This is a genomic window from Phyllobacterium sp. A18/5-2, from assembly GCF_025452215.1.
Lineage (GTDB): Bacteria > Pseudomonadota > Alphaproteobacteria > Rhizobiales > Rhizobiaceae > Phyllobacterium > Phyllobacterium sophorae.
Window position 1 is genome coordinate 2163677 of sequence record NZ_CP104966.1, and the last position, 13855, is coordinate 2177531.

At 59.0% G+C, this 13855-nt stretch carries 13 protein-coding genes and 1 pseudogene; 6 read left to right on the forward strand and 8 right to left on the reverse strand.

Going from position 1 to position 13855, the window contains the following annotated elements; all coding sequences use genetic code 11:
- Window positions 1-3: 3 nt before the first annotated feature.
- A complete protein-coding gene (ureC, locus tag N8E89_RS10770) occupies window positions 4-1716 on the reverse strand; it encodes an urease subunit alpha (RefSeq protein ID WP_106664431.1) in 1713 nt (570 codons plus the stop codon).
- A gap of 175 nt (window positions 1717-1891) precedes the next feature.
- Between ureC and N8E89_RS10775 the strand changes: the two genes are divergently transcribed.
- On the forward strand, window positions 1892-2275 hold the full coding sequence (locus N8E89_RS10775; protein WP_106664430.1) for a hypothetical protein: 384 nt from the start codon (window positions 1892-1894) through the stop codon (window positions 2273-2275).
- Window positions 2276-2364: 89 nt separating this feature from the next.
- Here N8E89_RS10775 and N8E89_RS10780 read toward each other — a convergent pair whose 3' ends face one another.
- The 6 genes from N8E89_RS10780 to N8E89_RS10805 form a co-directional block, all read right to left on the reverse strand.
- The gene (locus N8E89_RS10780; RefSeq protein WP_106664599.1) at window positions 2365-2670 is read right to left on the reverse strand and encodes an urease subunit beta; all 306 of its coding nucleotides are present in this window, start codon (window positions 2668-2670) and stop codon (window positions 2365-2367) included.
- A 9-nt stretch (window positions 2671-2679) separates the two neighbouring features.
- Window positions 2680-2982, reverse strand: a complete 303-nt coding sequence (locus N8E89_RS10785) for an urease subunit gamma (RefSeq protein WP_106664429.1) — start codon at window positions 2980-2982, stop codon at window positions 2680-2682.
- Between the two features lie 33 nt (window positions 2983-3015).
- Window positions 3016-3849 carry an urease accessory protein UreD gene (locus N8E89_RS10790; RefSeq protein WP_106664598.1) on the reverse strand — a complete coding sequence of 278 codons (834 nt, stop codon included), beginning with the start codon at window positions 3847-3849 and terminating at the stop codon, window positions 3016-3018.
- A gap of 37 nt (window positions 3850-3886) precedes the next feature.
- On the reverse strand, window positions 3887-4702 hold the full coding sequence (gene proC, locus N8E89_RS10795) for a pyrroline-5-carboxylate reductase (protein WP_106664428.1): 816 nt from the start codon (window positions 4700-4702) through the stop codon (window positions 3887-3889).
- Window positions 4703-4772: 70 nt separating this feature from the next.
- A complete protein-coding gene (locus N8E89_RS10800) occupies window positions 4773-6077 on the reverse strand; it encodes an O-antigen ligase family protein (RefSeq protein ID WP_106664427.1) in 1305 nt (434 codons plus the stop codon).
- Window positions 6046-7044, reverse strand: a complete 999-nt coding sequence (locus tag N8E89_RS10805) for a glycosyltransferase family 2 protein (protein ID WP_262259869.1) — start codon at window positions 7042-7044, stop codon at window positions 6046-6048. Before N8E89_RS10805 ends, N8E89_RS10800 begins: the two co-directional genes overlap by 32 nt.
- A 148-nt stretch (window positions 7045-7192) precedes the next feature.
- Between N8E89_RS10805 and N8E89_RS10810 the strand changes: the two genes are divergently transcribed.
- The 3 genes from N8E89_RS10810 to N8E89_RS10820 are packed head-to-tail and all read left to right on the forward strand — an operon-like array spanning window position 7193 to window position 10016.
- The gene (locus tag N8E89_RS10810; RefSeq protein WP_106664425.1) at window positions 7193-8386 is read left to right on the forward strand and encodes a glycosyltransferase; all 1194 of its coding nucleotides are present in this window, start codon (window positions 7193-7195) and stop codon (window positions 8384-8386) included.
- A complete protein-coding gene (locus tag N8E89_RS10815; RefSeq protein ID WP_106664424.1) occupies window positions 8383-9159 on the forward strand; it encodes a WecB/TagA/CpsF family glycosyltransferase in 777 nt (258 codons plus the stop codon). The genes N8E89_RS10810 and N8E89_RS10815 overlap by 4 nt, the downstream gene beginning before the upstream one ends.
- Window positions 9159-10016, forward strand: coding sequence for a DUF6492 family protein (locus N8E89_RS10820; RefSeq protein WP_262259870.1), 858 nt, complete (start codon window positions 9159-9161; stop codon window positions 10014-10016). The genes N8E89_RS10815 and N8E89_RS10820 overlap by 1 nt, the downstream gene beginning before the upstream one ends.
- 45 nt (window positions 10017-10061) lie before the next feature.
- Here the strand turns inward: N8E89_RS10820 and N8E89_RS10825 are convergent.
- Window positions 10062-11316, reverse strand: a pseudogene (locus tag N8E89_RS10825) (lipopolysaccharide biosynthesis protein).
- 275 nt (window positions 11317-11591) lie between these two features.
- On the opposite strand from N8E89_RS10825, the gene N8E89_RS10830 reads away from it, so the two are divergent.
- The gene (locus tag N8E89_RS10830; RefSeq protein WP_262259871.1) at window positions 11592-12725 is read left to right on the forward strand and encodes a Wzz/FepE/Etk N-terminal domain-containing protein; all 1134 of its coding nucleotides are present in this window, start codon (window positions 11592-11594) and stop codon (window positions 12723-12725) included.
- A gap of 7 nt (window positions 12726-12732) precedes the next feature.
- The gene (locus N8E89_RS10835; protein ID WP_262259872.1) at window positions 12733-13827 is read left to right on the forward strand and encodes a GumC family protein; all 1095 of its coding nucleotides are present in this window, start codon (window positions 12733-12735) and stop codon (window positions 13825-13827) included.
- Window positions 13828-13855: the final 28 nt, after the last annotated feature.

Genomic DNA, 13855 nt, shown 5'->3' on the forward strand with positions numbered 1-13855 from the left:
TCCTCAAAACAGGAAATAGCGTTGCGCCATCGGCAATACCGTCGCGGGTTCGCAGGTCAACAGTTCACCATCGGCGCGCACTTCATAGGTCTCCGGGTCGACCTCCACATGCGGGGTCGCATCATTGTGGATCATCGAGGCCTTGGAAATGCCGCCCCGCGTGTTCTCGACCCCGATCAACTGCTTGTCGATGCCAAGCGACTGGCGCAAACCGGCTTCAACCGAAGCCTTGCTGACGAATGTCACCGACGAATTGCTGACATTCTTGCCATAGGCACCGAACATATAGCGATAGTGTACCGGCTGTGGCGTCGGGATCGACGCATTCGGATCGCCCATCGGCGCGGCGGCGATCGAGCCGCCAATCAGGACCATGTCTGGTTTCACACCGAAGAAGGCCGGATTCCAAAGCACGACATCGGCACGTTTGCCAACCTCGATGGAGCCAACATGCCGCGAAACGCCCTGTGCGATAGCCGGGTTGATGGTGTATTTGGCGATATAGCGCTTCACGCGGAAATTGTCGTTGTCACCTGTCTCCTGTGGCAGACTCCCGCGCTGGCGCTTCATCTTGTCGGCAGTCTGCCAGGTGCGGATCAGCACTTCCCCGACCCGTCCCATCGCCTGGCTGTCGGAAGAGATGATCGAAAACGCGCCGATATCGTGCAGGAGATCCTCGGCCGCGATCGTTTCCTTGCGGATGCGGCTCTCGGCAAAGGCCACGTCTTCCGGGATAGAGGAGGACAGATGATGACAGACCATCAGCATGTCGAGATGTTCGGCAATGGTGTTCTTGGTATAGGGCCGCGTCGGATTGGTCGACGAGGGTATGACATTCGGCAGGCCGCAGATCTTGATGATGTCTGGTGCATGCCCGCCGCCGGCGCCTTCCGTGTGAAAGGCGTGGATGGTACGGCCCTTGAATGCGGCAACCGTGTCCTCGACAAAGCCGCTCTCGTTCAGCGTGTCGGTGTGGATCATTACCTGAACGTCGTATTGGTCAGCAACTGACAGGCAATTGTCGATCGCAGCGGGTGTCGTGCCCCAGTCCTCATGCAGCTTGAGCGAGCATGCGCCGCCGAGGATCATTTCCTCCAGTGCATTCGGCAGCGACGCGTTGCCCTTGCCGGAGAGGCCGATATTCATCGGGATCGCATCAAAAGACTGGATCATCCGTCCCATGTGCCACGGCCCAGGCGTGCAGGTGGTTGCCAATGTTCCATGTGCCGGACCTGTGCCGCCACCGAACATGGTGGTGATGCCGGACATCAGCGCTTCCTCGATCTGCTGCGGGCAGATGAAATGAATATGCGCGTCCATCCCTCCGGCGGTAAGTATCTTTCCCTCGCTGGCGATGATCTCCGTGCCAGGGCCGATGATAATGGTCACGCCCGGCTGTGTGTCGGGATTGCCCGCCTTGCCGATGGCAACGATCAACCCGTCCTTCAGGCCCACGTCGGCCTTGTAGATGCCGCTGTGATCGACGATCAGCGCATTGGTAATCACAGTATCGACAGCACCATCTGCGCGAGCCACCTGGCTCTGGCCCATGCCGTCGCGAATGACTTTGCCGCCACCGAATTTCACCTCTTCGCCATAGACGGTGAAGTCTTTTTCCACCTCGATAAAGAGCTCGGTATCGGCAAGGCGAACCTTGTCGCCGGTGGTTGGGCCGAACATCCGGGCATAGGCGGAACGAGTGATTTTAGCGGGCATGAAACTTCCCTCTTGGGTGAATTGTGCCATGGGCGACTGCGGGCTCTTGCCACATTTCTGCCGCGACATTGCCTTGGAATAACCCGATCAGCGACCGCTTCAGATCGAATTCGGCATGTGAAGTGCGCGCATCATCAGTAGATGATCGTTCGCCAATCATGTGAAAGGAACAACGATGCGAAAGATGATAGTCCTCGCGCTCTGTGCGGCATTCCCGCTGGCAACTTCCGTTGCCTACGCGCAGTCCGCAGCGCCGCAGGCTCCCGATGCCCAGCAGCCCGCTGGCAAGAGCGAAACGCCCGCCCAGCCGGGCGCAACGCAGATTACGACGATCAACATCGTCGACATCAACGAATTGCCAGAAGCGACCAAGAACCAGGTCAATGAAGCTATCGCCAAGCGTAGCGACACGGACGTGGAGAAACTGCGCAGCTCGATCGACAAGTCGCCGGAAGTTGCAGCGGCACTGAAGGAAAAGGGTTTGACTTCCGCGGCTGTGGTCATCGCCAGTCTCGATGCCAAGGGCCTTTTGACCCTCGTCACGAAGAAGCCAAGCTGACCTGCGGGCCCCGCTCCAACAGCTTTTGGCGTATGCGTTGCGATCGGCACATTCCCGGTCGCATTGCGGTACGAAATCAAGCGGGCCGGTCAAAGCTTTCCCATGATCTTCTGCTGAAACCCATAGACGGTCCGGTTCCCGCCAAGTGGCACGAGCGTGACATCGCGCTCCTGTCCCGGCTCGAACCGGACCGCGGTTCCGGCGGCAATGTCGAGACGCATGCCGCGCGCCTTGTCGCGCTCGAACGCCAGCGCCGAATTGGTTTCGAAGAAATGGTAGTGCGACCCGACCTGCACCGGACGGTCGCCGGTATTTGCCACTTTCAGCGTTAGATTGCTCGCGCCGGTATTGAGCTCGATCTCGCCCTTGGCCGTAATGATTTCACCTGGGATCATGCTGGTCACCTAGCGGATGGGTTCGTGTACGGTGACAAGCTTGGTCCCGTCAGGAAATGTCGCCTCGACCTGGATATCGTGAATCATCTCCGGGATGCCCTCCATTACCTGATCGCGGGTGAGAACATGCGCGCCAGCTTCCATCAGGTCGGCGACGGAGCGGCCATCGCGTGCTCCCTCGACGACAAAATCGCTAATCAGGGCAATGGCTTCCGGGTGATTGAGCTTGACACCGCGCTCGAGGCGGCGGCGTGCCACCATGGCCGCCATGGAGATGAGGAGCTTGTCTTTTTCACGCGGCGTCAGATTCATTTTTTCCCTTGGGCATCACTCTTTGGTCGCAGCTTAAATTGACCATACTTTAGGCACGCCTGCCTTTTTGTTCAGCAGTTCGATCAGCGGCACCAGCCTCTTCCTCAGCGAATAGGCGTCACCATCGATCACCCTCGCAAGAAGCTTGCCAGACCAGCTGGTAGCACCGCCTTTTGTTCCAATTATTTTTCGGCTGGGCTCGAGATATCGTTCGGCATCCGCATCGAGCAACAAGATCGTGGCCATGGTTCGCATTCCCCCAAACATCGCCGCACGGCCCAGCATCGAGGCCGCATCCGGACCAATCAGGAAGTCTTCGGCATGGATCAGCTTTCCACCCCGCCGGATACGCCAGCGATCGCGGAAGGTGCAGTTCCGCACGTCTTCACCCATGGCCTTGCGCCCGAAAACCACCGGCTCGACAATGAGCGCGCGGCTGGTCTCCGCAAGATCGACGGTAAGGGTCCGTTTCAGCGCCGATCCTTCGAACAGGATCGTTTCCTGCGGCAGCCAGGCGACCGAGGCTTGCTCTCCCGCTTCGAGTGCGCTTGCAACATCCGCGACGCCGGCGGATGCCCTGTAGATGCGTTCACAGGCCTGCGTGGTGATCTGCGCTCTGCAATCGTCCGCAACCGCGAATTGCCAGCGCATCTCGTCGCCGCCCGTAAGGCCGCCCGACGTATTGATCATTACCGCTTCCAGCGAAAGGTCATCGGTATCCGGCAAGCGGATCTTGGCGCAACCTTCCTGGTAAAGCGTACCGATACGCGTGCGGCCATTGACTGGTTTGACAGCAAGCCGCGCCGAGCCGTACGCACGCTGTGGTCTGGCTTCAAAGGTCAGGTCGAGGGAAGAATGATCATTCATCTCAAGACGCCAGACCAATGGGTGAAATCGCGAAAGTTCAATGGCTTCCAAGCTCTATGGCGCGCTGGTGTGCCTTGGATATGGCCCTTATCATCAGGCGCTTGAGCTCGTCGTGACCCATCAACACGTCCAAGGCGGCAGCGGTCGTACCTTTGGGGCTCGTCACCTGTTCGCGAAGTTTCGTAGGCGTGTCCTCGCTGGAGGCCGCCAGGACGCCGGCGCCGTAGACAGTCTGCATCGCCAGCAGTTCCGCAGTCTTCCGCTCCAGGCCCGCCACAACGGCAGCCTCGGTCAGGCATTCGATGAAATGGAACACATAGGCCGGGCCGGAGCCGGAAACAGCCGTTGCCACATCGATCAAGCTCTCGTCATCCACTGCGGCAACTTCACCGCTTGTCTTCAGCAAGGTATCGACAAACCCGGCATCGCTGCCGCTTACATGCGCATTGCGGAAAGTGACGATCATGCCCTTGCCGATCGCAGCGGGCGTATTGGGAATAGTACGGATTATCGCGGCCTTATCGCCGAGATACTGTTCGAAGAGCGCGACCTTTATACCGGCAGCGACGCTGACAAAAGTTGTCTTGTCAGCAAAGCGCTCATAGGCGGGCAAGACATCGCGCATCACCTGCGGCTTTACCGCGATGAGAATGACACGGGGTGACAGGTCCGTTTCAAGCCTGCCGGCATCGGCGTGGGCATGGACGCCAAGCGTTGCTGCACGTTCGCGCAAAGCATCGGTCGGCTCGACGACATAAACCTGGTCCGGCTTCAATATGCCTGCATCCAGCCAGCCTTTGAGCATGGCAAAACCCATATTGCCGCATCCGACGAGCACTACATTATCGACCATTCTATTCTCCCGCTTGTTTGCCGGCACTTTGGTCCGCCGTGGTGCGCCGGGTCAACAGGGCAATAACGATTTACACGCGCGTTGCGATGGGAATACGCGCAGTCATCCGCAATCCGAAGCATGCCATGACCACCAGCAGCCAGACCGGGTCGGCGCGGCGGAAGAAGAAGCTCTCGAGAAAGGCGTTCATCAGCGAGAAAGTCAGGCACATCATGAAAAAGTCCGCCATGAATACGTTCTCCCGCTTGCGCAAGCAGCGGGCATAGTCGAAAAGCGGCTGCAACACGAGCACGATGAGGGCGCAGATCATCGCGGGAAAGCCCATGGCGACAGCGATGTCGAGGTAGCCATTATGGGCGTGGACGATACCGCGCACATCCCAATCGAGATAATAGCTCGGGTTCTCGGCCTGCCGCACGACGGGCGCTTCCCAGAAGCTTTCAAAGCCATAGCCCCGCCACGGCGTTGCAGCGAGCTTTTCCAGTGCAAACTGCCAAATGGAAGTGCGGCCTGTAAAAGTTGCGTCCGCGCCCATCTGGACGAGGAGATCGTGCGACGCGGGGAAGAACATCGAGCCGATCGTGAAGAAGAAAAAGCCAGCTAGTGCGATGCCGATGAGGAGCGCAGCGACCATGCGCAAGCCGAACAGGCCCGGAAACAGGACGAGAAATATTACGATTGGCACGAGCGCCGTAGCAGTCTTGGAACCGGTATGCGCAACAAACCACAGCGCGAGCAGCAGAAGCGCGATCCCCATACGTCGCCAGCTGCGACGGATCAGATAGATGCCGCCGAACGAGAAGGCCGCCATCACCGGCCCGGCAATGTTCTTGTGCGCAAAGATGCCGCGCCAAAGCCCAGCGTGTTCGGCCTCAATCTCGCTGGTGGTGTGTTTTGCCAGATCTGGAACGATGAGGAGACCGGCATAGGATAGCGCAAGCACTGCAAAGGCCGCTATGGCCAGCGCCAGCGAAAACCCATCCGCATCACGCGGCAGTGCCAGTACGGCAACGACGCACAGCACGCCGATCAGCGTGAAAACGACCGCACGTTGCGCCGCCCCAGGATCGATCGCCACAAAGGTCGACAGGAAGAGGAAGCCGAACATGATGATCCACATGGGACTGATGAGCGTAAAAAGGGTGCGCGGATTGGCGAACACCAGCATGCCGAGCAGGGATAGGCCGCCGAGTGCGCCGAATCCGAGCTGATTGACGAGATCGCCACCGCTGCCGGCGATGGCCGTGCTCGCAGGCTGGAAAGGGCGAAAAGAAATCAGCAGGACGCACAGAATGGACGCCGCGGCGAGGCTGGCGGCCAGTCGCATTGGTATCGCCGGTGCGTCAGTTCTTTTCAGGTTGTCGATACTGCTCATTGGAATATCCGAATTCCGCCAGAACGCGGCCGAGGCCAATATAGACCTGATAGATTCCGATGGACAGCGAGCCTGTCTGCGCCACCTTCACCACGGCTCGAAACGGCGAGAGGGCGAGTAACACCAGGCTTTTCGCAACCGTTTTCGCTGCGCCAAAGGGTTCATCCGCCCGCTTGCGTTTTTCGATCAGGGTTGAGATCACCCCATTGCGCAGGGCGCGCGCCCTGATCCAGTCGGCCTCGACGCGCCGCGCCGGGATGGTTTCGTAGACCGGCGCTTCGGCACACCAGGCGATGGTGAAGCCCTTGACCACGCTGCGGCTGATGAAATCCAGATCGCCGCCGCCCATGAAATTGAAGGTGAGGTCGAGAAACGGAAACGGCATTGCTTCCAGGACATTGCGGCCAATCAGAAGATTTCCGGATGAATAGATGATCGGTACAATGCCGGTTTGCGTGTAGTGCGGGCTGAAAACCGGATGCGCCGACCATATGGCATGCTCCTGCCTGGCAAAGACCGGAAGCTGCGGCCCGCCGACAAAATCCACGCCATAGCTCTGCCGCGTGATGCACATGTTTTCAATCCAGCTGGCATCCGCAATCTCGTCGTCGTCGATCACGAGCAAAGACGAGAAATTTGGAAACATCTTCAGGGCCGTGAGCCATCCGGCATTGTAAGCATTACAATTTCCGCGGTCATGGGCGATGATCAACAGGCCTGTGTATTCGCCGATCTCGAACAGCTGTTTCGCTGCCTCGGCACCTTCGCGTTTCTCCGCCTCGTTCTCCATGACGATAATCGCAAAGCGGCGCTTGGTCACCTGCGCCTTCAACGACGCCAGCGTCTTCAGCAAATGCTCCGGCCGCTTGAATGTCGGTAGCGTCACGACAACGTCCACCGACTCCGGATCAAGGTCCGGCGATTGCGCAACAACGCTGATATTGGCGTGAAGGTTGTCCAGGTTCATCACCGGAATATTTACCCGTTAGCTATGCTTGCAACTTATAGGAGCAGGTTGTTCAACATTTCATTACATTCTGCGATCAAATCCAATAATGGGTAATTTGTCCCCACAGGGTACCGAGCCCAGGTGGTAAACTCAATTCAAGGTTCAAATGGCGCATCTGCTGTTCGTAACATCCCTGGTTCCCGACGGGAAGCCGACCACAGGCTATGAGATCGCCAACAAGGCTATCATCGACGGTCTGGTGCGCGCCGGTGCTCGTGTAACCGTAATTGGCTTTACCTGGCCGGGCAGCGCGCCTCTCGATCCCGGCAGCACTATTGTCCTTGGCGAAGTGGATGTGCGCAATGATACGGCAAACCTTTCGCAAAAGTTGCGCTGGCTGGGCAAGGCCGTCCTGGCGGGGCTCACCGTCTCATCGGTGAAACTGCGCATCATCTCGAGGGAAAGGTTGCGCAGGGCCATCGCCTCTGCCGGGCCCTTCGATGCCTATGTGCTGAATGGCGTGCCGCTGGCGGGTGCCTTCGAGGATTGTTTCAACGACAAGCCTCAAGTTTTCATCGCCCACAATGTCGAGCATCGTTCCGCACGGGAAAATGCCGATGCCGCAACGAGCCCCATCCAGAAATATCTGTTCAACCGTGAGTCCAACCTGCTGGCCAAGCTCGAGAGGCGGCTATGCGGCAAGGCGTCATTTGTCTTCACCCTTGCCGACGAAGATATTGACGCGCTGGGACTGACGGGAACCGGCCGCGCCGCCGCACTTCCCCTCGTAACCGGCGCCGACACGGCGAAGATGACCGGGCGCAAGATCCAACGCGATCTTGGCCTGATCGGAACGTGGACATGGCAGCCCAACCGCATTGGCCTTGAATGGTTCCTGCATGAGGTCGCGCCGCACCTGGAAAAGAATATCGCGATTACCGTCGCCGGCAGTACGCCAGCCGATCTGAAGGCTGCATGGCCGAATGTCAATTTCGCCGGGCGTGTGCCCGACGCTGTTGATTTCGTCCGCAGTTGTGCGGTCATTCCATTGATCAGTCGCGCCGGAAGCGGTGTGCAGCTCAAGACGATCGAAACATTCGAAATGGGCTTGCCGAGTGTTGCGACCGCGCTCTCCATACGCGGCATCGCTGATCTCCCCGACAATTGCGTCGTCGCCGACGATCCTGTCCGCTTTGCGCAAGCGATCAACGCCATGGTCGCACGGGTCCGTTCTGGTGAGGACCTGACCCGTTCAGGCGAAGCATTTCGTGCCGCTCAGCTTGCACGGCTCGACCAGCAGATGCTGCTTGGTCTGAGCCGGCTCGAAACCCAACTCACCAGTGGACGTGTTGCGGCATGAGCGCATATGGCCGGTCTGGTGAGACGGATTTGCCGCGTCGGGCCATTCTTGGCGTACCGGTCGTTGCGTTGCCATGGGACGGGGCCATTGAGACAATGCACGCCATGATTGCCGGCAAGCGTTTCGCTCTCATCACCTGGTTGAACGCCCACAACGCAAATCTCGCGCACGAAAATGACGATTTCCGCCAGGCACTCGCACGTTTTCTGGTCTTGCCCGACGGCGTGGGTGTCGATATCGCTTCAAAGCTGCTGCATGGCGCACCGTTTCCGGCCAATCTCAATGGCACGGATTTCACGCCGGCCCTGTTGCAGGCGCAGATCAATCCCTTGCGCGTCGGCCTGATTGGCGCACGACCGGATGTTGTGGAAAAGGCGGCGTCAAGTTTCAGACAGTTGGCGCCACAGCATGAGTTCCGCGTCATAAGCGACGGGTTTTTCAGGACGGCAGACGAGCCGCGCATTCTGGAGATCCTGAAGAATTTTCACCCCCATATCCTTCTTGTGGCCATGGGCGTTCCCAGACAGGAAATGTTCATGGCGAAGCACCTTACGGCCGAACATTGCCTGCTGGCCTTCGGTGTCGGGGCGTTGTTCGATTTCAGAGCCGGTGCCGTGCCGCGCGCACCGCGCCTTGTACAGAAGCTCCGCCTTGAATGGCTCTATCGCCTCGCGCAGGAACCGGCACGCCTCTGGCGCCGCTATATTGTCGGCAATCCGCTTTTTCTGCTACGCGTCATGCGGGCAAAGCTAAAGGGCAGCAGGGGCGCATAATGAGAACGGCACTTGTCACGGCGAGTTATGCGCCGGATTTCGAGCGTTGCAGGCTGCTCTGCGAGACGATCGACCGTTTTGTCACGGGGTTCACCAACCACTACATCCTTGTCGAGCATCGTGACGTGGCGCTGTTCCGGCAACTTGAGGGCCCGCACCGCGTCGTGATCGATGAGAACGATCTCTTGCCAGGCTGGATCAAGTCCTTTCCCGATCCCAGCAATTTTGGCCGCCGTGTCTGGATCTCGCCGCGAACCCTGCCTTTGCGCGGCTGGCATGTGCAGCAATTCCGGCGCATCGCCATCGCAGCACATGCGGAGGAAGACGCGTTCTTCTACGTCGATCCTGATGTCGCTTTTCTCAAGCCATTCGATTGCACATCGGTCTGGCACGGCAAGGATCTGCGGCTGTTCCGGCGTGACGGCGATCTGTTGCGACCCGTGCCCGGCGATCAGCGGATCTGGTCGGAACATGCCGGAAAGGTGCTGGGCATCTGTCCGGTCAACCCTGCCGGTCATGACTATATCGGGACCCTCATTGCCTGGCGGCGTGATACTTTGCTGACAATGTGCAAGCATATCGAGGAGGTGAGCGGCCGCCACTGGATCGCGGCGATCGGCCGATCGCGGCGCTTTTCCGAATGCATGATCTACGGCCGCTATGCCGATGAAGTCCTGATGGCTGCGGGACACTATCACGACGGCGCCGAGTTTTGCCGGGTTTACTGGTTTGCCCCGGCTCCGACGGATGCAGAATTCGTCGCCTTCGTAGGAGCCATGACTCCGGAACAGGTTGCGATAGGCATGCAGTCATTCATTGGCGATGATACGGCGCGCATCCGCAAACTGCTGGCGTAGCCCAAAGTTTTGAATTTTTGGCTGATGAGCCAGCTGGTTAAATTCTCAGACCCGGCGCGCGGGCTTTTTGATCGCGCGATAGGTCAGGGATGCCGACAACAGGTAAAGCACCGCGAACATCGCGTTCAGCCAGATCATCCAGTCGTGGGTGTCGAGAAATGTCACGAGAATCCACGAAAGCAGCCCCGCTTTCGCCAGTCCCAGCAGCGCGAGATTGATCGCGCGCAATCCGGACTGACCGCGCGCATAGAGCAGCTCCGCCTGATATTCAATGAGATTGCGCAGCCCAGGCACCAGAAGGACCAGTGGCAACAGTGAAATCACGGAAGCGACGTTCGCACCCAGCGCCCGCGGGAATATATACAGAAACACGGCAAGCGCCGCCAGGCCAAGCGTCGACACCAGAAAGACGCCCGCCTCAAGGCCGCCACAGAATCTTCATTGATTTGAGCATGTCGGGCGTTCGCATCAGCTTCTGCACAAGCATCATGTTGAAAGAACGCACGGGCAGGGCGGTAAGATCGACGAGGCGCATGATAATTGCGTAGACACCGGCAGTCTGCGGCCCGCCAACGGCCAGGACAAGCACTTTGTCGAGCTCCGATTGAACATAAAACAGCACTTCTGCGCCCGTGACCGCAAAGGAATCCGCCAGCCTTCTGCGATAAAGCTGCGGGACGAGCCGCAGCCGTACCCTTGGATAGAAGAACACAACCGCAATTATCAACGCCAGTCCATTGGCCGCCGCATACCACCAGCCCCATGCGGCGAGCGTCGTCACTGCCGAGAAGGCAAAGAGGACGGCGGCGGCAGCGCGCAATGCCGTGCCAATGATAACCAGAAGGGCCGCGCGGCCAAAACGGTTGAGACCATTATTGACGATAACCACCACTTCCAGCGACCGCCACAACAGCGCTTCCGCCGCGACGATGACGGCATAGGTGCCAAGCGCCAGATCGGCGCCAAAGAATGCCAGATGGGTCAGATAGGCCGCCACAATGAAGATCGGCAGTGACACGACGACCGCTGCCAGAAACCCGCCGGTATAGGCGCCGATCAGTTGCGGCTTGACGGTGGATATGCGGTAAAGCGGCGAGACAAAGCCGAAGGATACGAGGCGCGACAACACCACGCCGGTCGCCGATGCGGTGGCAAACAGCCCGAACTCGGCGATCGACAGCGTATTGGCGAGCGCGACGAAATAGGCGAGCGAAATGACAAGCCGTCCTGCCGATCCGCTGATCACCGAGAAGTAATCGCGGATAAGTCCCGCATTGGCTTTCAAGTGGCGTGCAACCAATTTCTTTTCCTGTTGGAGTACGCCAGAAGTACTGGACTGTTCCGCCCTTTTGCATCAGACATCAATTTTGCGGATTTCTATATGAAAAGGCTTAACGGCTGGTGTTGTCGACTCCAAGCTGTGATATGCAGGGTGCTCAACACGCAAGTGCTTTGGTTCTTGCTGTGCCGACAATTAACCATTTATTTTCCATAGAACTTTAGGTTGAATTAACCGTGGATCGTTCGGTCCGCTATTGAATCGGGCCAGGCAGCGGTTTTGGAGTTCAGGTACGGATGAGTAATCGTGAAAACGAGATGCCAAAGCGGCCGCGGCGCTCGCTTCTCTCGTTTGCCAGTCAGCCGGGGCCAGCGGGGGAGACGCATGTCGACCCCGAACCCGTTACAACGCCTGTACGTAACGAAGACAGTCTCGACCATTATCATCGCATGCGCGCCTTGCGTCTCGCTGCTGGCAGCGAAATCCAGCCTGCGCTGACGGCTTTTTCTGAAGGTCTGACGCCCGAAGAAGCCGAGCAGGAAGCGATTGACCGCATGCGTGCGGACATGGCGGCAATCAAGGCGGAACTCAACCGGCGCGTTGATGCCGATGAACATGTCATACCGCTGCGCCAAACGCCTCCGCCATTGCCGGATGAACCGGCCCCAACACCGGCGGAGATACCGGCCATTGCCCAACCTGTCGCGCCCGAACCTGTCGCGCCAATGCCGGTTGACCGGCCGCAGCCCCGCCGGACAGAAATACGGCAGATCGAAGTGCAAAGCGACGAATGGAAGCCGCTTGTCGACCCGCGCGTTGTCCTCAATCGCGTTGGCCGTTCCAAGTCGCTTATCGTTGCAACCACGATCCTCGGCACGCTGCTTGGCGCCGGCTATGCCATGACGTTGCCCAAGCTCTATGCATCGACGGTCGAGGTGCTGGTCGATCCGCGCGACCTCAAGATCGTAGACAAGGAAATATCGTCGAGCCAGCTTCCTGTCGACGCCTCTCTGGCCATTGCTGAAAGCCAGCTGCGTGTAATCCAGTCGAGCAGTGTCCTGACCAAGGTGATCGACCGTACAGGTCTGGCCAAAGATCCGGAATTCAACGGTGATCTGAGCGACAGAGGCATCCTCGCCTCTGTACGGGACCTGTTCTCAACCGACAGCACCCCGGACGCGACGACGCGGGAGACCTTGCTCCTGCGCAACCTCTATGATCATCTCGAGGTCGAGCGCAGCACCAAGAATTTCATCTTCAATATCACCGTCAAATCGCGCGACCCGGAAAAAGCGGCCGTCATCGCCAATACGGTATCCGACGTGTTCCGCGAGGAGCAGGGCAATATTCAATCAGATACCGCCCGCCAGGCAACAGAGATCCCTGACCGCGCGCCTCAACGATCTGCGCACCGGCGTCGAAGAGGCTGAAAATGCCGTGCAGAAATACAAGGCAGACAATGATCTTGTCGATGTGCAAGGGCGTCTGATCAGCGACGATGAGATTTCCCGCACCAACGATGAGCTCACGACAGCACGCAACCAGACGATCCGGCTCAATGCACAGGCTGCCTCCATTCGCAGCGCCTCGGTTGAAGGCGTTCTTGGCGGTGGCAATACGCTACCGGAGGAATTCCGTTCAGGCGTCATCGTCGCGCTGCGCTCGCAATATGGCGCGTTGAAACAGCAAGCCGACGGTCTTGCCACAAAACTGGGGCCGCGCCATCCGCAGCTCATCCAGGCGCAGTCGCAAGTCGACGGCATCCGCAACGAAATCCGCAATGAACTCAACCGGATTGCCTCTTCGGTGCAGGTCGAGCTCAAGCGCTCGGTGCAGCAGGAGCAGGATCTGGCCGCGCGGTTGGCACAATTGAAGGCGCGTACGGCCAGCACCAACGAGGATATGGTCCAGCTGCGCGAACTCGAACGGGAAGTCACCGCCAAGCGCGAAGTCTATGAAGCGTTCCTGCTGCGCGCCAAGGAGACCGGCGAACTCGAGGGCATGAACACCACGAACATACGGGTGATCTCGCCGGCGCGTCCCGCACTTGAAAGCACTGGCGGCTCGCGCAAGCTCGTGGCGATAGCCGGGTTGCTGGGCGGTCTCTTCACGGGTCTCGGCATCGCCGTGCTGCTGGGCATGATCGAGAGCTTTCGCGCCGGCAACCGTCCCGTTGATCCCGAAGACGATGCCCCCGTCGATCCGGCACCACCCTCCGGCGGCAAGCGCACCGGGCATGCCGAAGGCGGAGAGCCTGCACCGGCCGCATCGTCGGAATCTCGTCTCGGCGCTGCCATCAGACGCGCGCAGACTCGGGCCATTCTCTCGGACGAGACCGACTTGGGCGTGATTGAAGCCGGCGTGGCAGCGCAAGCGGTCGCCGACCAGATCGCGGTTGCCGAGTTCTTGTATGCTCATGCCGATTTGCTCACGCCGCGGCATCACGACAATTCCAATATCGAGGAAATGCTGGCCGATATTGCCGAAATCCGCGAAGTTCTGCGGCTTCGCGCTGACCGGCAAGCCAGTTAGTCGCGGAAGAATAACGGCGCGCGGTGGA

What these genes read in the sequence shown, in the direction of transcription:
- N8E89_RS10810 (WP_106664425.1), top strand. Translation starts at nt 7,193, where the DNA reads ATGGCGCATCTGCTGTTCGTAACATCCCTGGTTCCCGACGGGAAGCCG.
- N8E89_RS10785 (WP_106664429.1), bottom strand. Translation starts at nt 2,982, where the DNA reads ATGAATCTGACGCCGCGTGAAAAAGACAAGCTCCTCATCTCCATGGCG.
- N8E89_RS10820 (WP_262259870.1), top strand. Translation starts at nt 9,159, where the DNA reads ATGAGAACGGCACTTGTCACGGCGAGTTATGCGCCGGATTTCGAGCGT.
- N8E89_RS10775 (WP_106664430.1), top strand. Translation starts at nt 1,892, where the DNA reads ATGCGAAAGATGATAGTCCTCGCGCTCTGTGCGGCATTCCCGCTGGCA.
- N8E89_RS10780 (WP_106664599.1), bottom strand. Translation starts at nt 2,670, where the DNA reads ATGATCCCAGGTGAAATCATTACGGCCAAGGGCGAGATCGAGCTCAAT.
- N8E89_RS10830 (WP_262259871.1), top strand. Translation starts at nt 11,592, where the DNA reads ATGAGTAATCGTGAAAACGAGATGCCAAAGCGGCCGCGGCGCTCGCTT.
- proC (WP_106664428.1), bottom strand. Translation starts at nt 4,702, where the DNA reads ATGGTCGATAATGTAGTGCTCGTCGGATGCGGCAATATGGGTTTTGCC.
- ureC (WP_106664431.1), bottom strand. Translation starts at nt 1,716, where the DNA reads ATGCCCGCTAAAATCACTCGTTCCGCCTATGCCCGGATGTTCGGCCCA.
- N8E89_RS10815 (WP_106664424.1), top strand. Translation starts at nt 8,383, where the DNA reads ATGAGCGCATATGGCCGGTCTGGTGAGACGGATTTGCCGCGTCGGGCC.
- N8E89_RS10790 (WP_106664598.1), bottom strand. Translation starts at nt 3,849, where the DNA reads ATGAATGATCATTCTTCCCTCGACCTGACCTTTGAAGCCAGACCACAG.
- N8E89_RS10805 (WP_262259869.1), bottom strand. Translation starts at nt 7,044, where the DNA reads ATGAACCTGGACAACCTTCACGCCAATATCAGCGTTGTTGCGCAATCG.
- N8E89_RS10800 (WP_106664427.1), bottom strand. Translation starts at nt 6,077, where the DNA reads ATGAGCAGTATCGACAACCTGAAAAGAACTGACGCACCGGCGATACCA.